Source organism: Roseivivax sp. THAF30, assembly GCF_009363575.1.
GTDB classification, from domain to species: Bacteria; Pseudomonadota; Alphaproteobacteria; order Rhodobacterales; family Rhodobacteraceae; genus Roseivivax; species Roseivivax halotolerans.
Genome location: NZ_CP045389.1, coordinates 483,602 through 508,914 on the forward strand (window position 1 = coordinate 483,602; position 25,313 = coordinate 508,914).

The 25,313-nt window shown below is 61.9% G+C and carries 27 protein-coding genes, 1 tRNA gene and 1 pseudogene; 14 read left to right on the forward strand and 15 right to left on the reverse strand.

Annotated features, from left to right (window positions below; translation table 11 throughout):
• Positions 1 to 85 precede the first annotated feature (85 nt).
• Entirely contained in the window at positions 86 to 262 is a 177-nt protein-coding gene (locus tag FIU91_RS02270) for a YdcH family protein (RefSeq protein WP_093011607.1), read from the forward strand.
• Between the two features lie 66 nt (positions 263 to 328).
• Here FIU91_RS02270 and FIU91_RS02275 read toward each other — a convergent pair whose 3' ends face one another.
• From FIU91_RS02275 to FIU91_RS02300, 6 genes are all read right to left on the reverse strand, one after another.
• A complete protein-coding gene (locus FIU91_RS02275) occupies positions 329 to 931 on the reverse strand; it encodes an alpha/beta hydrolase (protein WP_152461251.1) in 603 nt (200 codons plus the stop codon).
• Entirely contained in the window at positions 924 to 1,856 is a 933-nt protein-coding gene (locus tag FIU91_RS02280; RefSeq protein WP_152461252.1) for a VOC family protein, read from the reverse strand. Before FIU91_RS02280 ends, FIU91_RS02275 begins: the two co-directional genes overlap by 8 nt.
• Before the next feature lie 151 nt (positions 1,857 to 2,007).
• Positions 2,008 to 2,730: an acetoacetyl-CoA reductase gene (phbB, locus tag FIU91_RS02285; protein WP_093011616.1), complete on the reverse strand. Its 723-nt coding sequence runs from the start codon at positions 2,728 to 2,730 to the stop codon at positions 2,008 to 2,010.
• A gap of 80 nt (positions 2,731 to 2,810) precedes the next feature.
• Positions 2,811 to 3,656, reverse strand: coding sequence for a patatin-like phospholipase family protein (locus FIU91_RS02290; RefSeq protein WP_152461253.1), 846 nt, complete (start codon positions 3,654 to 3,656; stop codon positions 2,811 to 2,813).
• A gap of 35 nt (positions 3,657 to 3,691) precedes the next feature.
• Entirely contained in the window at positions 3,692 to 4,867 is a 1,176-nt protein-coding gene (locus tag FIU91_RS02295) for an acetyl-CoA C-acetyltransferase (protein ID WP_093011622.1), read from the reverse strand.
• Positions 4,868 to 5,002: 135 nt separating this feature from the next.
• Positions 5,003 to 5,827 carry an EAL domain-containing protein gene (locus FIU91_RS02300; RefSeq protein ID WP_254702022.1) on the reverse strand — a complete coding sequence of 275 codons (825 nt, stop codon included), beginning with the start codon at positions 5,825 to 5,827 and terminating at the stop codon, positions 5,003 to 5,005.
• A gap of 290 nt (positions 5,828 to 6,117) precedes the next feature.
• Here FIU91_RS02300 and rpsD point away from each other — a divergent pair, with 290 nt between their 5' ends.
• Together rpsD and FIU91_RS19720 are read left to right on the forward strand one after the other, a co-directional pair.
• Positions 6,118 to 6,738 carry a 30S ribosomal protein S4 gene (rpsD, locus tag FIU91_RS02305; protein ID WP_093011625.1) on the forward strand — a complete coding sequence of 207 codons (621 nt, stop codon included), beginning with the start codon at positions 6,118 to 6,120 and terminating at the stop codon, positions 6,736 to 6,738.
• Positions 6,739 to 6,892: 154 nt separating this feature from the next.
• On the forward strand, positions 6,893 to 7,021 hold the full coding sequence (locus tag FIU91_RS19720) for a hypothetical protein (protein ID WP_256371896.1): 129 nt from the start codon (positions 6,893 to 6,895) through the stop codon (positions 7,019 to 7,021).
• Positions 7,022 to 7,090: 69 nt separating this feature from the next.
• Here the strand turns inward: FIU91_RS19720 and FIU91_RS02310 are convergent, their stop codons facing one another.
• Entirely contained in the window at positions 7,091 to 7,303 is a 213-nt protein-coding gene (locus tag FIU91_RS02310) for a DUF1127 domain-containing protein (protein ID WP_152461254.1), read from the reverse strand.
• 276 nt (positions 7,304 to 7,579) lie between these two features.
• Positions 7,580 to 8,605, reverse strand: coding sequence for a LacI family DNA-binding transcriptional regulator (locus tag FIU91_RS02315; RefSeq protein ID WP_245760234.1), 1,026 nt, complete (start codon positions 8,603 to 8,605; stop codon positions 7,580 to 7,582).
• 116 nt (positions 8,606 to 8,721) lie between these two features.
• Here FIU91_RS02315 and FIU91_RS02320 point away from each other — a divergent pair.
• Positions 8,722 to 8,798: transfer RNA gene (locus FIU91_RS02320), tRNA-Arg, on the forward strand.
• A 673-nt stretch (positions 8,799 to 9,471) separates the two neighbouring features.
• Here the strand turns inward: FIU91_RS02320 and FIU91_RS02325 are convergent.
• A complete protein-coding gene (locus tag FIU91_RS02325; RefSeq protein WP_172974898.1) occupies positions 9,472 to 10,665 on the reverse strand; it encodes a DUF2235 domain-containing protein in 1,194 nt (397 codons plus the stop codon).
• A gap of 334 nt (positions 10,666 to 10,999) precedes the next feature.
• Here FIU91_RS02325 and FIU91_RS02330 point away from each other — a divergent pair, with 334 nt between their 5' ends.
• The 4 genes from FIU91_RS02330 to qatD all read left to right on the forward strand — a co-directional run bounded on the left by FIU91_RS02330 (position 11,000) and on the right by qatD (position 15,649).
• Entirely contained in the window at positions 11,000 to 12,814 is a 1,815-nt protein-coding gene (locus FIU91_RS02330; RefSeq protein WP_152461256.1) for a P-loop NTPase fold protein, read from the forward strand.
• A gap of 173 nt (positions 12,815 to 12,987) precedes the next feature.
• Positions 12,988 to 13,578 (forward strand): hypothetical protein, encoded by a 591-nt coding sequence (locus tag FIU91_RS02335; protein WP_152461257.1) that lies wholly within the window; start codon positions 12,988 to 12,990, stop codon positions 13,576 to 13,578.
• 128 nt (positions 13,579 to 13,706) lie between these two features.
• Positions 13,707 to 14,909: a Qat anti-phage system QueC-like protein QatC gene (gene qatC / locus FIU91_RS02340; protein ID WP_172974899.1), complete on the forward strand. Its 1,203-nt coding sequence runs from the start codon at positions 13,707 to 13,709 to the stop codon at positions 14,907 to 14,909.
• Positions 14,906 to 15,649 (forward strand): Qat anti-phage system TatD family nuclease QatD, encoded by a 744-nt coding sequence (gene qatD / locus FIU91_RS02345; RefSeq protein WP_152461259.1) that lies wholly within the window; start codon positions 14,906 to 14,908, stop codon positions 15,647 to 15,649. Before qatC ends, qatD begins: the two co-directional genes overlap by 4 nt.
• Positions 15,650 to 16,544: 895 nt before the next feature.
• Here qatD and FIU91_RS02350 read toward each other — a convergent pair.
• On the reverse strand, positions 16,545 to 17,477 hold the full coding sequence (locus FIU91_RS02350; protein ID WP_152461260.1) for an IS5 family transposase: 933 nt from the start codon (positions 17,475 to 17,477) through the stop codon (positions 16,545 to 16,547).
• A 30-nt stretch (positions 17,478 to 17,507) separates the two neighbouring features.
• Between FIU91_RS02350 and FIU91_RS02355 the strand changes: the two genes are divergently transcribed.
• From FIU91_RS02355 to FIU91_RS19770, 3 genes and pseudogenes are all read left to right on the forward strand, one after another.
• Positions 17,508 to 18,308, forward strand: a complete 801-nt coding sequence (locus tag FIU91_RS02355) for an AzlC family ABC transporter permease (protein ID WP_152461261.1) — start codon at positions 17,508 to 17,510, stop codon at positions 18,306 to 18,308.
• A gap of 4 nt (positions 18,309 to 18,312) precedes the next feature.
• Positions 18,313 to 19,098: an alpha/beta fold hydrolase gene (locus FIU91_RS02360; protein WP_152461262.1), complete on the forward strand. Its 786-nt coding sequence runs from the start codon at positions 18,313 to 18,315 to the stop codon at positions 19,096 to 19,098.
• A 232-nt stretch (positions 19,099 to 19,330) separates the two neighbouring features.
• Positions 19,331 to 19,381: pseudogene (locus tag FIU91_RS19770) on the forward strand (hypothetical protein); the annotation flags it as partial.
• A 184-nt stretch (positions 19,382 to 19,565) separates the two neighbouring features.
• On the opposite strand, the gene FIU91_RS02370 reads toward FIU91_RS19770, so the two are convergent.
• Both FIU91_RS02370 and FIU91_RS02375 read right to left on the reverse strand, forming a co-directional pair.
• Positions 19,566 to 19,859 (reverse strand): AzlD family protein, encoded by a 294-nt coding sequence (locus tag FIU91_RS02370; RefSeq protein ID WP_152461263.1) that lies wholly within the window; start codon positions 19,857 to 19,859, stop codon positions 19,566 to 19,568.
• Positions 19,852 to 20,565 (reverse strand): AzlC family ABC transporter permease, encoded by a 714-nt coding sequence (locus FIU91_RS02375; RefSeq protein WP_152461264.1) that lies wholly within the window; start codon positions 20,563 to 20,565, stop codon positions 19,852 to 19,854. Before FIU91_RS02375 ends, FIU91_RS02370 begins: the two co-directional genes overlap by 8 nt.
• Before the next feature lie 93 nt (positions 20,566 to 20,658).
• Here FIU91_RS02375 and FIU91_RS02380 point away from each other — a divergent pair, with 93 nt between their 5' ends.
• Positions 20,659 to 21,207, forward strand: a complete 549-nt coding sequence (locus FIU91_RS02380) for a helix-turn-helix domain-containing protein (RefSeq protein WP_152461265.1) — start codon at positions 20,659 to 20,661, stop codon at positions 21,205 to 21,207.
• Positions 21,208 to 21,347: 140 nt separating this feature from the next.
• Here the strand turns inward: FIU91_RS02380 and FIU91_RS02385 are convergent, their stop codons facing one another.
• Positions 21,348 to 22,214, reverse strand: a complete 867-nt coding sequence (locus tag FIU91_RS02385) for a LysR substrate-binding domain-containing protein (RefSeq protein WP_152461266.1) — start codon at positions 22,212 to 22,214, stop codon at positions 21,348 to 21,350.
• Between the two features lie 90 nt (positions 22,215 to 22,304).
• Here FIU91_RS02385 and FIU91_RS02390 point away from each other — a divergent pair, with 90 nt between their 5' ends.
• Complete coding sequence (locus FIU91_RS02390) at positions 22,305 to 22,544, forward strand: DUF1127 domain-containing protein (RefSeq protein ID WP_152461267.1); 240 nt, start codon at positions 22,305 to 22,307, stop codon at positions 22,542 to 22,544.
• 1 nt (position 22,545) lies between these two features.
• Positions 22,546 to 23,406 carry an EamA family transporter gene (locus FIU91_RS02395; RefSeq protein ID WP_152461268.1) on the forward strand — a complete coding sequence of 287 codons (861 nt, stop codon included), beginning with the start codon at positions 22,546 to 22,548 and terminating at the stop codon, positions 23,404 to 23,406.
• Between the two features lie 331 nt (positions 23,407 to 23,737).
• Here the strand turns inward: FIU91_RS02395 and FIU91_RS02400 are convergent, their stop codons facing one another.
• Both FIU91_RS02400 and FIU91_RS02405 read right to left on the reverse strand, forming a co-directional pair.
• Positions 23,738 to 24,922 carry a Xaa-Pro peptidase family protein gene (locus tag FIU91_RS02400; RefSeq protein ID WP_152461269.1) on the reverse strand — a complete coding sequence of 395 codons (1,185 nt, stop codon included), beginning with the start codon at positions 24,920 to 24,922 and terminating at the stop codon, positions 23,738 to 23,740.
• Positions 24,919 to 25,296: a RidA family protein gene (locus tag FIU91_RS02405; protein WP_152461270.1), complete on the reverse strand. Its 378-nt coding sequence runs from the start codon at positions 25,294 to 25,296 to the stop codon at positions 24,919 to 24,921. The genes FIU91_RS02400 and FIU91_RS02405 overlap by 4 nt, the downstream gene beginning before the upstream one ends.
• Between the last annotated feature and the right edge of the window lie 17 nt (positions 25,297 to 25,313).

The following is a 25,313-nucleotide window of genomic DNA, read 5'->3' on the forward strand; positions in this document are numbered from 1 at the left end:
CTTTGCGGATTTTGCGCCTGCAGCGTGACTTCCTATGTGTCTTATGCTCCACTTCGGAGTCTCACATCAGTCTAGGAGGTCTACCATGAGCCTGAGTTCGCACCTGTCGGAGCTGAAGAAAAAGCATGCGATCCTGTCGGACAAGGTGGAGGCGGCCCAGCGCTCTCCCGGGACGGACGGTCTTCGCGTGGCTGAGCTCAAGAAGCAGAAGCTGCGGCTCAAGGAGGAAATCTCGCGTCTGTCCGCGCATCCCATGCACTGACGCGGCGCGATAATCCTTTTCGGCACCGCGCGATCCGCGGTGCCGGACAGTTGAGGACTTGTTCAGTCAGGACAGAAACTCGGACAGAGCCTCTATCTCGGAATGTGCGATCTCGTGCCCGCCGGGATGCCAACGTGCGGTGACATCCGCGCCCTGCTCTCCAAAGTAGTCAACGAGTGCCTGTGTCTTTGGCGCGGGACAGATCGGATCGCGCTCGCCCGCGCTGATCAGGATGCGCCGGCCCGAGAGACCCGGCTGCGGGGCAGGGGCCCACGGAATCAGCGGGTGCAAAAGCGCCAAATCGGTAAAGATCTCGGGCGCTTCGAGCGCAACCGCCGCGACGATATTCGCGCCGTTGGAGTACCCGAGCGCGATAACGCGGCGCGCACCCAGCCGAGAGACATGAGCCTTCAGAAATCCCGTCATCGCGGCGCGTCTCTGCGCCAGGTCTTCCATGTCGTAGACGCCTTCGCCTGTTCGACGGAAGTAGCGCAAAGCGCCATGTTCCGAGACATCGCCGCGCGGCGAGATGACATGCGCACCGGGCACAAGATCCGAGGCGAAGCGGTGGAATTGCTGCTCGGTTCCGCCGGTGCCATGAAAGGTAAAGACGAGGGGCGCACCGGGTGCGCCCTCCGTCTCGGCGTAGGTATAGCTCGCCTCAGTCATGGATCGGCTCCAGATACCGGCTTTCCAAAGCTGCCCGCAGATGTTCGTGCTGACTCGGCAATTTCAGTGCTTCGCCGAGATGCGCGGTATCCTCGTCTCGGTCGAATCCGGGCTCGTTGGTCGCCACTTCGAAGAGCACGCCGCCGGGCGTGCGGAAGTAGATCGCCCAGAAATAATCCCGGTCGATCACCGGCGTGACCTGGTATCCCGTGTCGGAAAGCGCCCGGCGCACGGCGAGTTGCGTCGCGCGGTCCTCGACGGCGAATGCGACGTGGTGGACCGAACCTGCCCCCTGATCGGCATGCGGCGCGGCGATCTTGGTAAGGTCGATCGTGTTGGCGTCGTTGCCGCCCGGAATGGCAAAGCGCGTGACTTCCCCCTGCGCGTCCACCTTCTCATAGCCCATGAAGGTCAAAAGCTCCGCCGTCGCAGCGGTGTCGGTGAGCCGCATGTCAGTTGAGTGAAAGCCGCGGATGGCCACATCCGCCGGAACGCCGTGACCCGTCCACGGCGAGCGGTTGTCGCTGTCGACCTCAGCGAGCGCGAAGCCGTCGCCGTCGGGCCCCGCGAAGCGCAGCCTCTCTTGGCCGAAGCGGCTGTCACGGGTGAGATTGGGAGTGCCAGCGGCAGACAGCCTTTCTTCCCAATAGCCAAGGGCGCCTTTCGGCACGGAAAACACGGTTGTTCCGACCTCTCCGGTACCGGCGCGGCCGCGGCGGGCATTGGGGAAAGGGAAATAGGTCATGACCGTACCGGGCGTGCCGATCTCGTCACCGTAATAGAGGTGATAAACCTCGGGCGCGTCGAAATTCACTGTCTTCTTGATCCGGCGAAGGCCGAGCGTCTTGGTGAAGAAATCGTTGTTCGTCTGGGCGCCCGATGCCAGCGAGGTGACATGGTGCAGGCCTTGGATGTCCTTGATCATGGGATCTCCCTCCATCTCTGTTCGCGGCAAAGATAGGCGCGTAGTTCTGCGCGTAAATGCGAGTTTACGCGCGACGTCTGTGCGAAAAAGCAAGAGCCCCGACCGCGGGGACGGGGCTCTTTCGCCCTTGCGGGCGGCATTGCAACGGAGATCAGACGAAGAACTGAGCGCCGTTGGCGGAGATCGTCGAGCCGTTGATGAATTGCGAGTCGTCCGAGGCGAGGAAGGTCACGCAGCGCGCGATCTCCTCGGGCTCGCCGAGGCGGCCTGCGGGGATCTGGCCGATGATCGCTTCGCGGACCTTCTCGGGGACGGCCATGACCATTTCTGTCGCGATGTAGCCGGGGCAGATCGCGTTGGCGGTGATGCCCTTGCCCGCGCCTTCCTGCGCCAGCGACTTGACGATGCCGAGATCGCCCGCCTTGGTCGCGGCGTAATTGACCTGCGCGAACTGGCCTTTCTGACCGTTGATCGAGGAGATGACGATGATCCGGCCGAAGCCGCGCTCGCGCATGCCCGGCCAGAGCGGGTGGACCGTGTTGAACACGCCGGTGAGGTTGGTGTCGATGACCTCCTGCCATTGCTGGGGCGTCATCTTGTGGAAGGGCGCATCGCGGGTGATGCCGGCATTGGCGACGACGACCTCGATCGGGCCGAGATCGGCCTCGACCTGGGCGAGGCCCTCCTTGGAGCTCTCGTAATCGGCGACGTTCCACTTATAGGTCTTGATGCCGGTCTCGTCGGTGAAGGCCTTGGCCTTCTCGTCATTGCCGGCATAGGTCGCCGCCACTTCGTAACCTTCGGCTTTCAGCGCTTTCGAAATTGCCGCGCCGATGCCCCGGCTACCGCCAGTGACCAATGCTACACGTCCCATATGTCTTCCTCCTCGCTTGGTAATAGTGTTGCTATCGCGCGCCCCTCACGCGCAACATTATTTCATGTGTCGAGAGACCATCAATCCAGCTTGCCGTCAAGCCACCGCCGCGCATCGGCCTCGCCCTGCTCCCAGGTCAATCGCAGTTTCTGTGGATCGGTGAAGTCGATCTTGTCGGCGGGTGTCGCCTCGCTCGGTGCGATATAGGTCAGACGATCCTCGTTTCGCAGGTTCCGGTAGCGCCGGGTCAGGAGGATCGTCGTGTCGCCTTCGTCGGGATCGGGCATCGGGGCCTGGTCGGCCATGCCGCCGTCGATCACCGGCTTGTCGTCCCATTGGGGCGGCTTGAACACCGGGGGGATCGTCGCTGCTGCACAGACGAGATGCACGAGCTTGCCCTCGCGTGCGGCCTTGTTCGCATCGACGAGCGAATAGGTCAGACCCATCTTCTCGGCCCAGCCGAAATGCGGGCTCGACTTGATGTAGAGCTCGGTCTGATAGGCCATCGCCATCGCTGCGCCCGTCGTGGCCGGCGCCTTCGAAGCGGGCGGATGGGCGATCAGGATCTGCAGCTGCGGACCGTCGGCAATGCGCCGCTCCGCCTCCGCATCGATGGCGTTCTCGACCACCTCGCAGTAGATTTCCTGATGCGGGGTCAGCCCGCCTTCCTTCTCGTCGAAGAGCGAGTCGGCATTGTGGTTGCGGTGCTGTTCCTCGAAGGCGGCGCACATCTCGTCATAGAGATCGTGCTCGCGGCCCGAGAGGAACCCCACCGCCGAGAGCGCGCCGCCCGACACGCCGGTGACCCGCTTGGGCGCGATCTCGTGCTCCTTGCAGACGACCTCGAGAAAGCCGCCCTGCCAGAAGCAGCGCAGACCGCCTCCGGAGAAGACGAGTTGCGTGGGGGGCTTGAACGCGTGCGCCATGAAAAAAGGCGGGAGTTTGACCCCCGCCCGCTCTTTCAGTCGCGCTCGACGCAGAGGGCGACGCCCATGCCGCCGCCGATGCAGAGTGTCGCGAGTCCCTTCTTGGCGTCGCGGCGCTTCATCTCGAAGAGAAGCGTATTCAGAACGCGCGCGCCCGAAGCGCCGATCGGGTGGCCGATGGCGATTGCGCCTCCGTTGACGTTCACGATCTCGGGGTCCCAGCCCATGTCCTTATTGACCGCGCAGGCCTGTGCCGCGAAGGCCTCGTTCGCTTCGACGAGATCGAGATCTTCCGGTTTCCAGCCTGCCTTCTCGAGCGCCTTGCGCGACGCGTAGATCGGACCGACGCCCATGATCGACGGATCGAGACCCGCGGTCGCGTAAGACGCGATGCGCGCCAGCGGCTCGATGCCGCGCTTTTCCGCATTCTCGGCGGTCATCAGAAGCGCGCCGGCAGCACCGTCATTGAGACCCGAGGCGTTGCCCGCGGTGACGCTGCCATCTTTCGTGAAGGCGGGGCGCAGCTTCTGCATGTTGTCGATGGTCGCGCCGAGGCGGATGTACTCGTCCTTGTCCACCACGATATCGCCCTTGCGGGTCTTGACCGTGAAGGGGATCACCTCGTCGTCGAAGCGGCCAGCCTTTTGCGCGGCTTCGGCCTTGTTCTGGGAGGCGAGGGCGAATTCGTCCTGCTGCTCGCGGCTGATCTGCCACTTCTCGGCGACATTCTCGGCGGTCTGGCCCATGTGGTAGCCGTTGAACGCGTCCCAAAGTCCGTCGCGGATCATCGTGTCGATATACTTGACGTCGCCCATCTTGTGGCCGGCGCGCAGATGCGCCGCATGGGGGCTGAGAGACATGCTTTCCTGACCGCCGGCGCAGATGATCTCCGCATCACCGAGCATGATGTGCTGCGCGCCGAGCGCAACGGCGCGAAGACCCGAGCCGCAGACCTGGTTGATGCCCCAGGCCGCGCTTCCTTCAGGAAGGCCAGCGTTAATGTGCGCCTGCCGTGCTGGGTTCTGGCCCTGGGCCGCCGTGAGAACCTGGCCAAGGATCGTCTCCGAGACTTCGGACTTGTCGATGCCCGCACGCTCCACCAGCGCCTCCAGAACGGCGGCGCCCAGATCGTGGGCCGGAGTGGCGGCGAAACTGCCGTTGAAGCTGCCGACGGCTGTCCGTGCGGCGGATGCGATCACGATATTGGTCATGGCCCATTCTCCTCTCGTGCATGGGTCGCTCGGGCCCGCACCAGAGGCGCACGGGCCGTGCGCGTTGCCCAACTCGTATCGGATGCATCCAAGCTCGGCAACAGACCTGCACCACGTGCCGAGGGACTGTTAGCGTCAGTCGCGGCTGTTTTTCCATGCCGTCGCGCGCCAGGGCGGCTCGAGCGTGGGCGCGGCGAAGAAATACCCCTGCAGGCAATCGATCCCGGCATCGCGGGCGAAAAGAGCGTCTTCAAGCGTTTCGATACCTTCCGCGACGGTGAACAGATCGATCTCCCGTGCCATGGCGAGGATCGCGCGCAGAAGCGATTGCCGGTCAGGATCGGCGCCGACGCCCCTGACTACGGTCCCGTGGACCTTGACGATGTCAAACGGAAACCGCGTCAGCATGCCCAGATCGCTGGGCCCCTGGCCGAAATTGTCGAGTGTGAAGGAAATGCCGGTCCTCGCGTATCGGTTCATGAAATCCCAAACGAGTTCGGGGATGCGCTGTACCGAGGCATCGCGCAGCTCGAGGATCAACCGCTCCGCTATCGTTGGGTCGTCACCGAGGCCCTGCTCGAGAATACGCGCGTATTTTCTGTAGCCGACGGACCGCGCCGAGAGGTTGAGAGCGAGGCGGACGCCCGGATTGCGCGCCAGGATGCCGAGCCCCTTGCTCAGCACCACGCAATCGAGGGCACGGCCTGCCTCCTCCTCTTCTATGACGCGGATGAAATCGGCGGCGGGCAGGCTGCGGCCATGAGGGTCCTGCACGCGGGCAAGCGCCTCGTGATAGGCGATGCGGTCTTGCGCGGCCGCCTGCACGACCGGCTGGAAGGCGAGCTTGACACGCCGGTGCCGGATCGCGTCCCGCGCCAGCGCAGGGGCGTCGCGCACCCGCGCCTGAACGGCGACGTCGAGCGCGTTTCGCGGCTGGTCGATATCAGTGAGCCGGGACATGCGGCGGACTCCGAAGAATGCGGTGTCGCGCCAGATTTCACGCAACACCTTACCGCGGCCCTAACGATACAGCGCGCCATGCCAGGAAAAGCCCGCTCAATGCGATTGAATTCGTTGGGGCACGGCACGTGTTGACTCAGGGCCAAAGGCCGATATAAGCGCGCCTTCATTGGTGTTGGTGGCCCCCGCAAGGGGATGCCTGTCAGGGTGCGATGCACCCAGAGGACAACGCCCTTCACAGATGCCGGGCCGACCACCCGTCTGGCATCGCATCAGAAGGAGATCAGACGGTGACCAAACGCACCTCTGCCAAGTACAAGCTCGACCGCCGGATGGGCGAAAACATCTGGGGTCGTCCGAAATCCCCGGTCAACCGCCGTGAATACGGCCCCGGTCAGCACGGCCAGCGCCGCAAGGGCAAGATGTCCGACTTCGGCCTTCAGCTTCGCGCCAAGCAGAAGCTCAAAGGCCATTACGGCGATCTGACCGAGAAGCAGTTCCGCCGCATCTTCGCCGAAGCCGAGCGTCAGCGCGGCGATACCGGCGAGATCCTCATCGGCCTTCTGGAGCGCCGCCTCGACGCGGTCGTCTACCGCGCGAAGTTCGTGGCGACCGTCTTTGCCGCGCGCCAGTTCGTGAACCACGGCCACGTCCTCGTGAACGGCCGCAAGGTGAACGTGCCGTCCTACCGTGTGAAGGAAGGTGACGTGATCGAGGTTCGCGAGAAGTCCAAGCAGCTCGCATCCGTGATCGAAGCCTCCCAGCTGCCCGAGCGCGACGTGCCCGATTACATCGAGGTCGACCACTCCAAGATGACGGCGACCTATCTGCGTCAGCCGGGCCTTTCGGACGTGCCGTTTGCCGTTCAGATGGAACCGAACCTCGTCATCGAATTCTACGCGCAGAACTGATTTTTCCGTTCTGCCTCAGCGCATTCGAAAGCCGCGTCCCGAGGGGCGCGGCTTTTTTGCATTACTCCCGAACGAATTTTGTTCCTCAATCAATTTCCGGAACACAAATCCGCGAATTCGGGTTTCTTGTTCATCCAATCGCAGGGAGCCAGTTATGACACCGTTTCTCGTTTTTTGCCTGATGGCGATTACCGTGGTCGCGTCTTTCGCGACCTGGGGTGCGATCTTGTCCATCGTGGACCGCAAGGCGCGTCTGGCAGAGATCCAGGACATCCGCACCTGATCCCGCCCGGCATCAAAAAAACCGCTCCGGACTCCGGAGCGGTTTTTTTCATGTCGATCCGACGCGATTTCAGGCGAACATGATGTCCCGGAAAACGTGCCGGGCGATATCTTCGCGACGCAGACCGCGCTCGGCGAGCTGTTCATCGGACATGGCGTGCAGGGCCTGTGCCTGTTGCACGCGCCTGTTGTTCTCTCCGATCCAGATCATTCCATCGAGGATGCGAGCGAAGATGTTCTTGGATTTGCCCGTGCGGTGGGCGTGAATGTAGGCGAATGCCATTTTGGATCTCCGTGCGGTTATCTACGGTTCGATCCTCCCTTGGCTTGAGAGATACGCCCGGCCTCTTGAGGCTTCCAGCGCCAGAATGGAAACCCCGCATCCCTCTGGATGCATGGCTCGCGTCGCATGAAAGTGGGGGGCAGCAGATGCCGCCCCCCGATAATCGAAACACAGAGAATGAATAGCCGGGTAGGTCGTTCGGAAGTCACGATGCACGTCGGAGCGACCCGGAAACATGGGTTGGTTACAGTGAGTCGGTGACAGCTGCGTGACGTTTCAGCGTTTCTTGAGCGTATCGCCCGGTTTGACGCGGGGCGTCAGTTCCACGATCCGGTCGATCTGGGCGTCAGGCGTCTCGACAAGGGTCGCGACGATCTTCGCCGCGGCGCGTCCGATCTCGGCGCGGCCGGCATCCATGGTCGCCAGCCGGCGGGGAAGGCCATCCAGAAGCTCGACGCCATTGAACCCGGCCAGCCCGATTTCGCCCGGAATGTCGACGCCCTTCTCGAGCAGGTAGAGCATCCCGCCAGCGCCGATCATGTCATTGGAATAATAAAGAAAATCGAGCTCGGGCGTGCGCGCCAGCATGGCTTCGGTCAGCTCGCGCCCTTTGGCGAGGGAGGAGCCGCCGGAATAGAACTCGCGGTCGATGATCTCGACCCCGGCCTTCGCCAGTGTCTCGGTGAACCCTTCGAACCGTTTCCGCGCCCGGTGATCCAGCGGCATCTTGGTGCCCATGAAGCCGATATTCGTGTAGCCGGCCTTCAGAATCGCCTGCGCCATCTCGCGTCCAGCGCGACGATGAGAAATCCCGACCATCGCGTCAATCGGTGTGCCATCGGTGTCCATGATCTCGACGACGGGAATGCCGGAGGCCGCAAGCATCGCACGCGAGGCATCGGAATGTTCGAGCCCGGCGATAATGACCGAAGAGGGCCGCCAGGACAGCATCTCGTAGAGGACGCGCTCTTCCTTCTCGGGCAGGTAATCCGTGACGCCGACGACCGGTTGAAGCTCCGTATCCTCGAGAACCGCGCTGATCCCCGACATGACCTCCGGAAAGACCATGTTGCGAAGGCTCGGGATGATGACGGCGACGAGGTTCACGCGCTGGCTGGCGAGGGCACCGGCGATCTTGTTGGGCACGTATCCCAACGATTTCGCGGCCTCGAGAACCTTCTCGCGGGTCGCCACACTCACGTCGCCCCGATTGCGAAGGACGCGCGAGACCGTCATTTCGGAGACGCCGGACGCTTCTGAGACGTCGCGCAGGGTCAAGGGTCGCGGGGGTGTCGGCGCCAAGGGCATGTCCTCATTCTGCCGTGTTGCGAGAAGGTTAGCCCAAAGCCCGTGCCGGTCACAAGCGGGCTCGTCGACGGGTGACAGTCGCGCGCGGGACGGCTACAAGGCTGGCAAGCGGCCCCGTGGCTCAACTGGATAGAGCAGCCCCCTCCTAAGGGGCAGGTTGCAGGTTCGAATCCTGCCGGGGTCGCCAATCGCCGCCTTGTGTAGAGGGCATCAGTTAGATGCCATTACCCCGGGTTCCATGCCATTGGGGTGAGCAGGTTGCGTGCCATTGAGGCTTTTTCTTTGGCGCATTTCCAGCTTGAGCTTATTGACCGTGCCCTGCCGTGGGCTCGAAGTCGACATTTCCGGGTCCGGATAGTGGCTTTTGGCTAACAGCTCCAAGAGCCGGCCCGGACGTTTTTCGGTTGGTATCGGCCTCTGCACCATCCCGACCTAGCCCGGGAACACTTCATCAGTTTGCGCCGCGCAAAGCCGAGATGATAAAGGTGCCGGTCCAGGCGGTATCTGCAATCGAAGAATGCTTGGCGATGGTTTATCCGAAGGCGCGGCTTCCGAGGCTGAGCACAGTCACCCGGATGATTGAGCGTGCGGAAACGATCGCCTCGCGCCTACGATCCATTACTCGTGGTCGTAAATCGCGAAACGGTAAGGCACATAGCCGGCGTTGGAGCCGCCCTCCTTGCCATCACCTCGGGCTCTTAATGCTCGTTTCGGTTCCCTCAGTAGAAGGCAAATTTCAGTAAAGAATTTTCTGACTTCGGAGCAACACACGACCGCGGCGATCACCGATGGCGGCGCTGATTGTTGTTGCCGCCTGTTTGACTGATACTGTCGCGCCCGCTCCAGCACCGGAAGCAGATCTAGGCGTTGCGTTTAGGCAGACCCGCTTTGGGCTTTTCGTCTGCAAGCAGCAGGGCGAGTTTCTCATGAATGTTCGCTAGGCTGCCGGGGCGATACCCAGTCGGATCTGTCCTTACGCGGTCCATCACTGAAGAGTGCAGCTCGTCGATCGCATCTGGTCCGGTCCGATCTTTCGGAAAGAGACGGGTTAGCCAATTTACAATACCCGTCGGTGCTTCGCGTGTGTTGCGAAGCGGGCCGTTCGGATCATGTTCGGTCTCGATCTTCGCAACCCGTTCAGAGTTGAACTGCAAGCCAGCGGCGTCAGCGCCTTCCATCATCCATGTCAACGCAATGCTGGATAGAGACCGGATGTCACCGCCGCCACCCACCGAGCCATGATCGCCGGCAAAGAAACGTTCTTGGTAGAGAGCAGGGTCCGGGTTCCCGCTCTCTTGGTTGAGCTCGGCAATGTTGGTCCAGCGCGTCGGTTCGAATGATTTGCGCTTTTCGTCGAGCGCTACGGCGTGGCGTGCGGAAACGACCATGCTCGAGAGATCAGCATCGTGGAACCGGTAGCGGCGCTTCGCCCACTCGCCGAGGATGGGAATGTGGGCTGGTACGCCAAGCGCGCCGACGGAATCCCATACACCAAGGAAGCTGATCCGGAGGCGCGGAGCTTCGGGCATTCCTTTGGCTGCCCTCCAATCGGCTTCCGCCTCGCTCGTGACTACGCGGGGCGAAAGCCTCGCGCGGAATTCATGGCTCGCGTCGCTGCTTGGATGCGTGCGCTTCGGCTGATCTAGCGTTCTGTATCGCGAAATCGCCTCGGGGATAAGGTCGAGTGAGTCCCGGTTGACGATCCCGGTCGAGCGTATAAATCCGGTAAGCGACCGGGCCGTGTATGCGCCGCGCGAAAAGCCGAAGATGTAGATCTCGTCACCGGGTTCGTAGAGGAAGACCAGGTGGCGGTAGGCCTCAGCGATATTGTCCAGTAGGCCCCACCCGAAGGCACCCCCAAGCACTGAGTCGAGTTTGCGCGACACTCGCGTCACGCCTTCTCCAGTGCCCACGCCCTGGATGTAAATCGGAACTTGCACGGTCCCGTCTGTCGCGACGGGCGCAACAGCCTGTCCCAGTTGCACGACGTTGGTAGGAGTCTTGCTGTCGGACCTGTTCCATGTCCCGTCGCAAAGAATTACGATGCGCTTCAAGGCTTGCCTCCGTCTACCGCTTGGTCGGCTTGCAATACATTATATGGAGCATATCCAGACTTCATCAACAACATACGGTAGCGAGTTGGGTCAATAGCGGTAGATCCGAGCTACGCCCGAGGAGCATCAATCTTTCAACAGAAGGGTGAGCCGCTCGCTCGCCGGACTTCTGACGGACGCCCGCTCTCGGTCGGCGGCTCGAGCTTGAGCGCGGCATCCGAACACTTCACACGAGGGTAACTTTATTAAATCTTGGATGAAAAGTGCTCGCCCCAAGAGCCTGATTTCCATAACAAGTTTAGAGCCTTAAAATCTTCCGGTAAGTTTCTCTGCTATGTGGTCCGACAACGAAACGACGATCGACCTTCTGAATTACGGCGAGTCGGTGGAGCTGGTAACCGATCTCCTCGCTCGTGGAGATCTTCGGCCAATTTCGGTTGGGCTCTTTGGGGGGTGGGGCGCTGGAAAGAGCTCTCTGTCCAAGATGGTCGTACGAGACCTCGCGAAAGCGGATGGTGACCCATACATCGTGGTGGAGTTCGACGCCTGGCTCTACCAAGACTTTGATGACGCTCGTGCTGCTCTCTTAGAGAAGATCTCACATGCACTTTACGATGTGGCGAAAGCTTCCGAGACAGGAGCCGAGAAGGCGTTTTCGCTCCTCAAGCGTGTGAACAAGCTCCGCGTTCTTGGTCTCTTGGCGGAGGGAGGAGCAGCGTTCTTGGGCGCGCCGACCTTCGGCATCCTGAGCAGGGGAGTAGAAGGACTAGGCGATATCGGGACCGGTGAAGGTGACGATGAAGATGTGGAAGCTGTCCACAAGGCCAGCGAGGAGGTGAGAAAAAAGACCAAGGGGCTTCTCGACCCCGAACAGAAAAGAAGCCCTCCACAGGAGATCGAGCAGTTCCGTCGCGAGCTGGAAGAGCTGCTGAGAGAACTCGACAGGACGCTTGTCGTGTTCATCGACAACCTCGATCGGTGCCTTCCCCGCAATACGATTTTGACCCTCGAGGCCGTTCGCCTCTTTTTGTTCGTCCCGGGTACTGCGTTCGTCGTCGCGGCCGACGAGGATATGGTTCGGCTGGCCGTCGCTGAGCACTACAAGGCCAACGCGGACCGATTGGTCACCGACTATCTCGACAAGCTCGTCCAGTTCCCGATCCGCGTTCCAAGGGTGGGTGTCGCCGAAGTGCGCGCCTACCTGATTGCTCTTTTGATCTCGCAGCCCTTCGACGCCAGCCGCGCCTTATCACCTAAACATCGAGGAATTGTGGTCGACGCTCTTGTCGAGAACCTTCGAAACACTTGGAAGGACGGACCACTTGGGTTGAAATCTCTGGAAGAAGTGCTCAACCACGGCGAACGGCTGGCCACGGACCAAGGACAAGTCCTCGTGGAAGCTGTTCAGATCGCGGAACGTCTCGCCCCGCTTCTTGCAACTTCCGCGCGTGTGGGTGGCAACCCGCGCATCGTGAAGCGAATGCTGAACACGGTGCGAATGCGTCTCTCCGTTGCCCAACGTCGGCAAATGCCCCTCAGCGAAGCTTTGCTCGCCAAGATGGCGCTGTTCGAGCGTTGCATGGGCGAGGCAGCTACAAACGCGCTCCTCACGGAAATCGGCAATGCAAAAGACGGTAAGCCCGAAGTGCTCGCCAAGTTGGAGGCTGACAGGGCAGCCAATCCTGAGGAGTTGCCGAAGGAATGGCAGGGACCGAGTGAAATAGAGTTCGTGCGTGGGTGGGCCGAATTGGAACCGAAGCTAGCTGACGTCGACCTCCGGCCGGTGGCCTACCTTACCCGCGAACTGAAGCCCCTTCGGGTATCTACCGAAGGACTTAGCGCCGCCGGTGAGATGGCCTTGCAGACCCTCCTGAAAGCTCGGACTTCCACGTCTCCGACGGTTAAGAAGGTGCTTGATGACGCACTACCGGACGAACGGCCCTTGCTTATGCGGGCGCTCGTCGAACACCTCGGAAAGGTTTCCGACTGGAGCACAGCTCCCGCGGGGTTCTACGGCACGGTTGCGCTCGCGGACTACGACGAGGACGCTGCGGGAGACTTAGCAACGCTTATTCGATCCCGCAATTTTGTGAAGAGGCCAAATTGGCTAAAGGCTTCCCTAAAAGACAAGAGTTGGTGGGCTGACTAATGGGCACCTCGAAGGATGGCTCCGGATCGAATGATCGATCCCCTCTGGTTCCCGATCACGCAGATGCTGAACCAGGACAACCTCTCCCTCAGCGGGAGCCCAACGCATTGCGCAGTTATAGGCTCTCTGTATCGCGTTACCTTCGCAGTGGCAGCACCGAAGGTCGCCGTGACGTGCTTCGAAACTATGCACGCAAGGCTGTAGGCGGCTCCTCGAACGGATATAGACGGCAGGGAGCCAACGCTCGATCTGGTGCCGCTGGCATCGCTGGCATTGGCGATCTCAGTCGTGGTGGAACTGGACAGACCGCAACCGGGCGGGATCTTCGTGAAGCGATCGGTAAACCAGTCGAAGAAGCAGCGCAGATCATTGCTGACGCTGTGGCTCCAGAGGGCCAAGATCGCGACGAAGTGCGCGCCGCCATCCAGGATGCGATCTGCCAAGTCTTGTCCGAGCAAAATGCATTCGATCCGTCGGCAATAACAGAGGATCAATTCCACGACCTTCTGGCTGTCTACGTGACCACCTGCGTCTTCCATGATATTTGGTTCCGCGAGGCGGGGGCTTCTGTGAACCGGAACGCCTCGCCGGAGGCTTTGATAGACCGCGAGAATGATCTCAGGGAGACAGTTCGGGCGACGGTCGACAACATGCTTTCCCGACGCGGCGGCGCTCCGGTCTCGCAGATGTCGGCCAACGACCTTCGCGACCTTCAGCTTGATGTGGTTCGGGGAGCACTCGAAGTCTGGGAGAGCGACGAATGACGAACGTGGCCTGTCTTGCAGACCCGGTAGCTCTGCGTTCCTCGAGCGCGGACCGGCGTGTTCGCCTATTTGGCCCTCGTAGGGACGTTCCCGATGCAGCGGCGACGGGAACACGAATTTACGATCAAATGCGTCGCCTCGAGGGAACGATCTCACCCAGGGCATTCGACTTTCTATCAATCGCCCTCTCTGCAGTGACCGCGGACGTATTGGTGCCTCGCGCCGTTGCCTCGAACGGCTTCTCACGCTCGATCGAATTGACCACGAGCGTACAGGACACGGCATTCTGGATCGCTCAAGCCAGCAACCTCGAACGCACCCTCAACTTCCTGACTGGGGATAACTGGTCGATGAGCTTTACCGGGGAGGGTCGATCCGCTCCAACCACGGCGTCGCGGAAGGGCCTGCGGCAACGCACTAAGCTTCTCGACGCGGACTGCGTTTGCCTCTTCTCAGGTGGCCTCGACAGTCTTCTCGGTGCCGTTGAACTGATCGAAGACGCCAATCGATCTCCGCTCTTGGTAAGTCGCGAGAGCACCGGTGATAAGCAGTTTCAGACCTATCTTCGTAGTCACCTTCCTTCGCGTCCGCACCTCGGGGCGAACGACGCACTGCGGGGACCCGAAGTGCAGTACGGCGTCTATTCGAGGGAGGACACGACGCGAGCACGTAGCCTACTCTTCCTGGCAATGGGCACGTGTGTGGCATCTGCAATCGCTAACCGCGACGGACTTCTCTCGTCCGCCGGTAGAGTTACGCTCTACATCCCCGAGAACGGTTTTATTGCCCTGAATCCGCCTCTCAGTCCGCGCAGACTAGGAGCACTCAGCACGAGAACGGCGCATCCCGAGTTTCTTTCAGGCATTCAACGCCTGCTGGACGCAGGAGATATCCCGGTTACAATCAAGAATCCTTTCCGGCATATGACGAAGGGCGAAATGCTGCACGGCAGTTCGAACTTGCCCCTTGCGCATAGGCTGGCGGCGGAAACTGTTTCCTGTGGTCGATGGAAGCGAAAGAGGATGCAGTGCGGGCACTGCGTTCCATGTCTAATCCGACGGGCGGCATTTCACGCAAGTAATGTTACCGATCGGACAAAATACTGGTTGGGTGATCTCGGGCAGGTGATGGACAAGCCCGATCGGCGAACTGACTTGCTCTCCGTCATCTACGCCATCAAACGGTCGCGGACGGAAGGCATTGCTCGCTGGGTGATCCGTGCGGGAACCTTGCCCACAGATTCCGGCGAACGAACGGAGCTCCTAAAAGTTGCCGAACGGGGGCGGGATGAACTCGCTGCTTTCATCCGCTCTGAGGGCATACCCGTTTGATCGATTTTCACTGCCATCTTGATCTCTACTCGAAACCGCAGACGATCATTGAGCGAGCGGACAGGTCCGGTGTTTACGTGCTATCAGTTACGACGATTCCGAAGGCGTGGTTAGGCACGAAACGGTTGGCGAAAGGGCGACGGCGCATACGTACGGCATTGGGCTTCCATCCCGAACTCGCGCATGAGCGGCATAACGAACTGGAACTGTTCGACACGTTGGTCGATGAAGCGCCCTACGTCGGTGAAATCGGCCTCGATGGCTCTCAGCACCTTCGGGAGTACGCGCCGATCCAACGAAAAGTTTTTGCCCATGTGCTGAGAGCCACCGAGCGCGTCGGCGGTCGTATTATGTCAATTCATAGTAGAGGTGCTGCTGACGAAGTTCTTGATTTGCTCCGCGCTCACGAAGCTGGACTACCTGTTCTGCACTGGTTCACCGGAGGACCGAGCCAGCTACGTCGCGCGGTCGATACAAACTGCTGGTTTTCGGTTGGCCCCGCTATGCTTAAGAGTAAAGCTGGAAGAGATCGTGTCGCGGCAATGCCTCGAGATCGCTGCCTGCCTGAGACAGACGGTCCGTTTGGAAAGGTTAAAGGTAGACCACTTGAACCCACAGACGCCGATTCCGTGGTAATCACACTTGCTGAAATATGGTCGATGTCGCCCGATAATGTGCGACAGCAATTCATTCAAAATTTTAAGAATATTTTATCACTCGCCGGGACGCAGAGATACTAACTGTATCCAATGCGACGTCGATATTATCCTTATTATTTAACGATATTATTAGAGTCGGCCATCGTCATTGATGATTGGCTGCCTTTCTTAGGATTTCGGTAAAAACGAAAGAAAAGGCCTTTTGGTGGATATCGAGAAGAAAAACGTCAACAGCTAATGTCGATCCTAGAAGAAGACTTCTTCTGTGTTGAGGAGTGCAGTCTGAAGTTGGCTGGGTTCGGTCATAAAATCAGGGCTGACGTACTTGCGGTGCCGCGATACGTTAATGATCGCTGGGTCTTTGCGTGCGAGGTAAAAATACCGGCCGTGACGTGGGAGTTCAAAAATTGGATTAGGGCGTTCCGGCAGGCTGCGGATTATCCAAACTGCCAAGTAGCGGACGAAAGAGCTGGACGTGCAAACGGCTTGCTCGTAAACGCGGCTTTCCTTTACCCGGGGCCCGACCTTAGCAGTTGGGATGCTGAGGCGTCGCAAGTGAATCGCTTCTACCCCGAGGATGACCGCGAACCTCTTCGCGGGGCATTTCTGCTGGCGCAGCACTTTAGGGTGGGTTCGGTTGTTCTCCATCCGCGCAAAGATCGAGTGTCCTTCAATCTCGGGACTGACCCGATTTGGGACAATCGATCGGGTTTTAGAAGCAAGGCACCCGGACTGTTGAACAAGCGTCCAGTGGGATCGACAAAACGCAGGATAACGTAGAACACAAGAAACGCATAATTCTCAAACCAAACACAAAAGATTTCTTCTCGAAGACGTGGCCGAAGTTCGGGATAATCGTTGCGAAGTCCTGCCCATATGTTCCGTCAGGTCGAAAGTCAGGCGCTGTTTCTTGCCGCGCAGCGGCATTGTTGCAGAACCCGCGCCTGAGACGTGACTGCCCCTTACCCTACTGACGTCATGCCACGCGGACGATCTCGGCGGTACCGAGAGCTGAGAAGCGGTTCATGAGGGCTATCCGGATGTGGATTTCGGCGGTCTGGCGGTCGGGGTCTCGTGCGGCGATGCGCTCGCCGAAGGCCTTGAGGTTGCGCATCCTCGCCTCGATCCGGCTGCGGGCGTGATAGCCCGTCCAGCGTTTCCAGAACGCTCGCCCGTAGTATCGGGTGGCGCGCAGGGTTTCGTTTCTGACGCGTGCGGCCGGGCAATCCTCTTTCCACAGGCGGCCGTTTATCCGGATCGGGATGATCGGTGTGGCTTGCCGGTCAGTGATGGCCTTGTGGCAGCGGCGCGTGTCGTATGCGCCATCGGCGGTCACCGTTCCGATCGGCTCGTCCGCCGGGATTTGACCGAGCAGGTCGGGGAGCACGGGGCTGTCGCCGTCGCGGCTGGGAGTGAATTCGACGGCGCGGATGTCGGATGCGGCAGGATCCATGGCCAGATGTACTTTGCGCCATTGGCGTCGGCCCTGGACGCCATGCTTGCGTGCCTGCCATTCGCCATCGCCCAGGAACTTGATCCCGGTGCTATCGACAAGCAAGTTCAGCGGGCCATCAGCGCGGCGATAGGGAACCTGCACGGCCAAGGTCTTCTGCCTGCGGCACAGCGTGGAGAAGTCCGGCACGGGCCAGTCCAGCCCCGCCAGATTCAGCAGGCTGGCCACCATCCCTGCGGTCTGGCGCAACGGCAGCTTGAACAGAACTTTGATCGACAGGCAGAATTGTATGGCCGCATCGGAAAACACGGCTGGACGTCCTGGCCGCTCATCACGCGGCGCGCGCCAGGTCATGTCCGTGTCTACCCAGATCAGCAGAGACCCCCGCTTGCGCAGCGAGGCATTGTAGCTGGACCAGTTCGTCGTGCGATAGCGGGCGGGAGGTGGCTTGCTCATGCAGCGCGTGTAACGGCATGGATTCGCGAAGTGAATCCTCTGTCGTCAGCGATGTGCAACAACGCCGCGCTGAATGCGCGTCATGTCATTATGGGGGCCGCGCTTGCCCCTTGGGTGAACCGGCTGCCGCCCTGGCAACGAGTTCTGAGCCTTGCCTATCTCAGCGACCCGAACTTCGCCGACAGCCAGACAGCCTTCAAGTCCGGACGGGCGGATCTGGGCCGTCTTCTCGGCGGTGGTTTGATTCTGTGGTTGAATTGGATCGTCGGGACCGCCATCGGCGTTCTGGGAGGCGGTCTGTTGGGCGCGCCGGACCGGTTTGGAATCGACGTCGTGATGGTGTGTTTCTTCACTGCGGTCGTCACGGAACAGCTTCGCGAGGGCCGCGACGTAATCCTGCCGGTCCTTGTCGCGGCGGTCGTCTCCGTCGTCAGCCTGCCTTGGTTGGCGACGGGGTGGAACGTGATCCTCGGCGCGCTTGCTGCCGGGATCGCCGGCATCGCAACAGGCGGATCGGATACCGACAGAGCAAAAATGGCTGATTGGATTGTCGTAGCGATGGTGGCGGCGATCACCCTGGCCAGCCGGTTGCTTGGGGCGACCGTGATGATCCATGTGCGTGAGACCCGCAGGGTTGGCCGTTTCCTGGATGGGCTCTCCGTCGGCGTCATCGCGGCGCTCGTCGCCTCCTTCGTTGCCCAGGCCGACCTTCGGACGGCCTTTGCCGTTGCCGTTACGGGGTTGACCATGCTTGCTTCGAAGAGCGCCGTTTGGGCGATGCTCTCGGGCATGGCGGTTGCGGCCGCGTGGCGCTGGCTGGGAGCGGGATGACGGGATGCAGCTTCCGGACATCGCGACAGGTTATCGGCTCCATGGCGCGGGCAAATCCCGCGTCGTGGTGCTTCACGGCGGACCGGGTGCCGCGGGTGAGGTCGGGCCTCTGGCTCGGAACCTCGTCCTCCCCGACCGCAGCGTATTGGAGCCGTTTCAAACCGCGCGCAGCATCGACGGGCAAATCGAGGAACTCCATGGCCAAATCGTCCGGAGATGTGATGCGCCGGTCGTCCTGATCGGATGGTCTTGGGGCGCCTGGCTTGGCCTGCTCTACGCCGCGCGTCATCCAGACAAGGTTGGGCGCCTTGTCGTGATCGGTTGCCCGCCATTTAAAGAGCAGGAAGCCGAAGGCATCAGCGCGACCCGTCTTGCGCGCCTCGATCGCGACGAGGTGGAACAGTATGAGCGACTGTCGGGCCAGCTCGGGTCTGCGGATGCCTGGCCAAGACTTTCAGAGCTCTTCGACAAGATGGACGGATATTCGACCGACGGGCGTCCAGCTGTGCCTGTGTCCGTGGATCGGGCCATCAACCAGGCGGTCTGGCGCCAAGCAACCACGATGCGCCGATCCGGTGAGCTGCTCGACGCCTTGTCCGAAGTACGATGCCCGGTGACTGCGATCCACGGCGACCATGACCCCCATCCGGTTAGCAGTGTGCGCTCTGCGCTCCGTGCGGCCTTCGGTTCACCTGACGTATTCGTGCTTGAGAAATGTGGTCACAAACCGTGGATCGAACGCTTCGCAAGAGACGCGTTCTACGACGTTCTTGAGCGAGCGCTTATCTAAATCTGCAACCCGGCATGGAAAAGTGGGTCTGACGCCTATTTGGTTCAGTTGAAGCCACGGCTCGCTACATTTTGGCAGTCTTCGCGCGAGGTTGCCCATGGCATCTGGAATGGATCGACGGGCGTTCCTGCTCGGAGGGTTGAAGGCAGAACGGGTCGAACTGGTTGACGATAGGGTGCTGATCCACGTGCGCCCGGCCGGCGGAGGTGCCGCCTGACCAAGATGCGGCGAGATTTCTCAACGCGTTCATAGCCACTACCCGCGTCGTCTTACGGACCTGCCGGCACATGGGCGGCAAGTCAGGCTTGTTCTGTCTGTTCGGCGCTTTCGGTGTCGGTCGGTCTCATGCCGGACACGGATCTTCGCGGAGCGGTTCTCGCCAGCAATTGCTCTGCCCTACCCCCAGCGCTCCGACGCCGCGCTGCCGCAGGTCGGCTTCGAGCCCGTTACCGCCTTTTGCTCCACCGTCAGGTCAGGCTGCGCAGCAACCAGACCGAACCGACGCCTGCCAGCATGGTCAGCGGCAGGCTTCGCGATAGCAGTGCGACGGCGAGGGCCACCGACGCTGCCGTCCATTCCGCCGGTTCAGCCTGGACGAGGATCACCGCGAGCAATGCGGCGATCAGGCAACCGGGCAGAGCTTGCAGGGCCCGAGCCCACGGTCCGCTCTCGGGTATGCTTGCGCCGAGCAGGTAGCCGCCCAACCGTATTGCGAAAGTGCCGAGCGCTAGTCCGCCAATGACGATCGCTTGTTCATTCATGATACTTCATTCCGGCAAATCCGGCCCCGGCCACGGCACCGGCGATCAGGCCCCACGACGGATCCAGCGGCAAGGACCATGCGCAGCCCGCCGCGATCACCGCGGAAACGGTCCATGGTGGCAGGCTCCGCAGACCTTTCCAAAGGCTTGTGAGCAAGAGGATGAACGCGGCAGTGAAGGCGAAATCCATACCGCTTTCCGAGAGGTCCGGCAGGGACCGAGCGAAAGCGGCGCCAAGTGCCGTCGAGACGATCCAAACCATGATCAGGCTTGTGCCGCCACCGACGAGATACCAGTAGCCGGCCGCTTTGCCCTTGTTGCGCGTCGCGTGCATCAGGACCCAGTTCTCGTCCGACGTCAGGTGGACGCCCAGAAAAACCTGCCAAAGCGGCCGGCCGCTCAGCTCGGTGCGAGAAGAGGCCGTCATCAGCAGGATGCGAAGATTGAGCGCAAGCCCGGCGACAACAGCCAGGATCGCTCCGGCATCTGCCGCCAGCCGCTCCACGGCGACGATCTGCGCCGAACCCGCAAATATCAATGCTCCCATCAGTCCGGTCACCAGCGCGCTCAGTCCCTGACTGGCGGCCAGTAGTCCGAAGGCAAGGCCATAGACAGCAACGCCAAGCGACAGCGGCGTGATGTCGCGCAAGCCGCTGCGAAACTCTTTCCGAGCATGGAAAACGGTGTTGCGAACGTGGTCAGACATGGGACACCTTGAGCCTTGAGCGAACATCGTTCGAAATAGTGAACGAGAAGAACCCGTTCGTCAAATCGATCAATGTAATGCTATACTGAACGCATGTCACCGAATGCCATCATTGCCGCCGCCATTTCTCGCGAAAGAAGCCAAGCTCAGCTCAGTCTATCGGCTCTGGCGACAAAGGCAGGGCTCGCCAAGTCCACTTTGTCTCAGCTCGAGGCCGGCAAGGGCAACCCGAACGTCGAAACCCTTTGGGCCATCGCGAACGCCCTCGGCATCCCGTTCAGTTCACTGTTCGAAACCGCGTCGTCCTATAGTGCGCTCATCCGTTCCACCGAGGGTGTCAGTCTCGCGGCAGAGGAGTCGGATTTCGCCACGGTGTTGCTGGACAAATCTCCACCCGACCGGCGGCGGGACCTCTACCGTGTCGTGCTCAGACCAGGTTCCGCCCGTCAGTCCAAAGCACATCCGCTTGGCATGGTCGAACATGCTTTCCTTTGCAGCGGGATGGCGCGTCTGGGACCGATTGATGCCGTGACTGAGATCCGGCCCGGAGATTACTATCGCTATCCGGGCGATGTTGCGCATTCCTATGAAGCGGTCGATGGAGAGGCCCAGCTTCTGCTCGTTATGGATAGCCCTCGTTAGACCGAGACAACAGCCTTGAACGTCAGGAAAGTCCCGCGGTGCCGTCGCTCAGGCAAACCGCAGCGAAGGTTCGCGGAGAGCCCATTCTACCGGATGCTGCGAGTGCCGTGAATGTCGGCTCCGGTAGTTCCGGTGGCGTTTCACCCTCCGGCTTCCATTGCGACCCAATCGCAGAACACCCGTGCCTTTCGCGGGCCATCTCTGCGCCGGACGGCGACGTAGTCGAGGCCTGAGGGGATGAGCCCGAAGGGCGCGACGAGGCGACCTGCGGCGAGGTCGTCGGCGACATGGGGCTCGGGGGCGAGGGCGACGCCGAGGCCGGCCGCGGCGGCCTCCAGCATGAAGTAGAAATGCTCGTAGGGCGCGCCGCCGTCGAGCCGGCAAAGCCCCGCGCGGTCGCACCAATCGGCCCAGGCGGCGGGGCGGGTGCGCGCCCAGAGGCGCGGGGCTCCGGCGAGGTCCGCAGGTGTCCGCAAATCCAGCCGCTCGGCCAGGGCGGGCGACAGGACGGGGCCGACCCTTTCGGGAAAGAGCGTGGCGACATGCGCGTCCTCGGGGAGGGCATGGTCCGTCACCCGGATCGCCACGTCGTAGCGGCCGCGAGAGAAGTCCGTGGCGGCGTCCGACTGCATTAGCCGCACCTCGATGCCGGGATGGGCCATGGCGAACCGCCCGAGCCGCGGGATCAGCCAGCGCATGGTGAAGGTGCCGAGGCACGACACGTCGAGCGTGCCGCCCGCCTCGTCGCGCAAGGCCGCCACGCCCGCCTCGATGTCGCGAAAGCTGCGGGTGAGATGCTCGGCCAGCACGGCACCCGCCTCGGTCGGAAGAAGGCCCTGATGCGTCCGCTGCAGCAGTTGCGTGCCGAATGTCTCTTCGAGAAGCCGCACCTGTCGGCTGATGGCTCCATGGGTGACGCCGAGCTCATCGGCCGCCCGGGTCATGCGGCCGTGGCGAATGGCGGCCTCGAAGGTACGCAGAGCAGTGAGCGATGGCAGGGGCGACAAGGGAAGGGTCCGGTACTGTGATCTAGGCTCACATCGGGTCGGCCGAGACATCGTTTGTCAAGGCGAACACGTCGATGACATCCTGCGCGTATGTCACATGCGCCCATCCCTCCGCTCACCTACACCAATGGCAGGCCCCGTCCTCCGGCGGAGTTCGGCCCCTTCTGCCTCACTCGGCCGCTTGCGCTCCTCGCACTCTGGCATCACCGTACCCGCACCCGCGCGCAGCTCTCGCGTCTTGATGCCGAGGCGTTGCGCGACGTCGGGATCGGCGAGGCGGAGCGTTCCGCCGAATGTGCCCTGTGGTTCTGGCAAGGGGCGGACGACTGAGATGGATCCGGCGACCGCCGGCGGTCTCGACACGCTGACATTCCTCGCCGTTCTCGCGGCCGCGCTGATGCATGCGGGCTGGAATGCGATCGTGAAAGTTGGTCTCGACCGCTTCTCCTCCATGCTGCTGATCGCGCTGGTGTCGATGGGGCTGGCGCTGGCCCTGATCCCGGTCTTCCCCCTGCCAGCCGCAGCGGCTTGGCCATGGGTCGTTGGCTCCGGTCTTCTGCACACCGGCTACAAGCTCTTCCTCGTGCGGGCCTACACCCATGGCGATCTCTCGCAGGTCTATCCGATCGCGCGCGGCACGGCCCCGTTGATCGTCGCCGTGGTCGGGGTCTTCGCGCTCGGTGAGGAGATCGGACCCGTCGCCGCCACCGGGATCGCCCTGATCGGTCTCGGCGTGGTCTCGATGTCGCTGCGGAGGGGCGGTATCGAAGCAAACCGCACCGCGATCCTCTGGGCACTCGGCACGGCGGGCTTCACGGCGTCCTACACCCTGGCCGATACCGTTGGCGCGCGCCTCTCGGGGACCGCCTCGGGCTTCGTGATGTGGATGTTCGTCGTGGACGGCATTGCGATGAGCGCCTTCGCAGTTCTCGCGCGGGGCCGAGCGGCCTTCGGCAAATTGCGACCGGCCTGGCGATCGGGGCTCGTCGCCGGTGTCCTGTCCCTCGGCTCCTACTGGGTTGCGGTCTGGGCCTTCACGCGAGCGCCGGTCGGCCTCGTCGCCGCACTGCGCGAAACGAGCGTGCTCTGGGCCATGCTGATCGGCGTGCTCCTCCTCGGCGAGCGCGGTGGGCCGTGGAGATGGGGCGCTGCGGCCATGATCGCGAGCGGATTGGTCTTGGTCAGAGCCTGAGCGGGCAGTCTCAGATGTTTCGATCCGATGGGAGCGGACGCTCACGCAGCGCGGTGCAAAGGCGGCTCCGTCCCGCATCGGCGGCCATTCAACGAGGCGCAGCGAGAGGTGGATTAAGTCTCCTTGGTTTGAGGCAGCCTTCAACGAACGCTTCCGTGATCTGCGCCGCGACGCAGAACCCCGCTTGCTGTAGGTGCGAGCGCCTCCATTGTCATGCTGCAGTTGCATCGGTTATCCTCCGATCCAGATGAGTCCAGCATCGGAGGTGACCCTAGGGTCGCGAAGCAGCGGAGCTATGCGACTAGTGCGCGGGAGCGCATGAACCGCATCCCTACCGCGACACGACCGGAAGCGCGACATCGGCACGACGTGACAGCAGCCGGGATCCGTCGTCGCCCACCACGATCAGTTCCTCGCAGACCATAACAGCCCGTCGACCCGAGGCCGTCTCGAACGTGAAGCTCGGCTCGATGGCGAGAACCATGCCGGTTCGCAGGGGCGTAGCATCGTCGAGATGCAGCGAGGGCGGCTCCGTGTAATCGAGGCCAACCCCATGCCCGAGGCGGCCGATGCCGCTCCCATCCGCAGGGAGAACCGCGGCCATGGCTTGCCAGACGTCGCAGGCTGAGATGCCCGGTCGCACGGTGGCGAGCGCATGGTCCAATGCTGTCTGTGCGGCCCGATGCGCCGCTTGTGCCAGTTCGTCCGGATGGCCGATGGCGAGGTTCCTGTCGAAATCCGACCAGTAGCCATCGATCGTAGTCCCGATATCGACTCCGAGAACATCGCCCTGCGCGAGGCTTCGATTCGTCGCCCCGCGCGTCAGGCTGTCGTAGCCCCCCGGACCGCTGCCGATGGCGAGGTACGGGACCGCGCCGGCGTCAGATTCGATGAGGGTGCGGAGAACCGCGCGGTGGACATCCCGTTCGGTTTCGGCCGCTGCGACAATGACGGGCAGGCAGTCGAAAGTGTCCTGCGTGGCCGCTGCCGCCGCGGCGATGCGCGCGAGTTCGGCATCGGACTTCGACGCCCGCTCCGCCCAGAGCAGGTCCGATGCATCGACCATCTCCGTGCCCGAAGCGTCTCGGATTGCGGTCATATCATCCCAGGTCGTGCCGATCCGTGTCTCACGACCCAGTTCCGCACCGATCCTCCCGTGGCGGCGGCGCAAGTTCGCGAGAACAGCTCCGACCTCGTCCACGCCCTCGTTCGTGTCGGGGCGCGGACTGGACCAGGATCGGAGCGAGCCGAACGCCCCTTCGCGCTCCATGTCCCCTTGCCCCAGTTGGGGAACGACGACCACGGGCGCTCCGTCCGCGGGCAGAACCGCGTACCACGGTCGCGTGGGCGCGACGCCGATTATAGGGGCATGTCCCGTGAGGTAGCGCAGGTTGGCGAGGTTCGAGACGATAAGCGCGTCGAGCCGCGCGTCGTGCATCCTGCGTTGCAACGCCTGCCAGCGCGCATCGAACGTGCCGGGGTGCCAAGCGGGAGGGCGCGTTCGGGGGCTCGTCATTCCCGCATCGCGATTGCCTGAACCTTCACCTTGGCACCGAAGGGCAGCTTCGCGGCTTGGTAGATCGTCCGGGCAGGCGGAGCATCGAACAACTCGCCGTAGAGAGCGTTCACCTCGGGCAGTTCGTCGAGGTCGGCGAAGGCGATGTCGACATAGACAATCTCGTCACGCCTGAAGCCCGCCTCCGCTGCAATTAGGAACACGAGCTCGAAAGCGCGTTCGGCCTCCTGCCGCGCGGTTCCCGGACGATAGCCGTCGTCGTAGACGGCGAGCTGGCCCGAGATATGGCAGGTGTTGCCGACGACAACCGCGTTCGAGATGGGTGAAGGCGAACGAGGCACGCCGAGGACGTCGATGATGGTGCGTTTGGTCATGGAGAGTCTCCTCATAT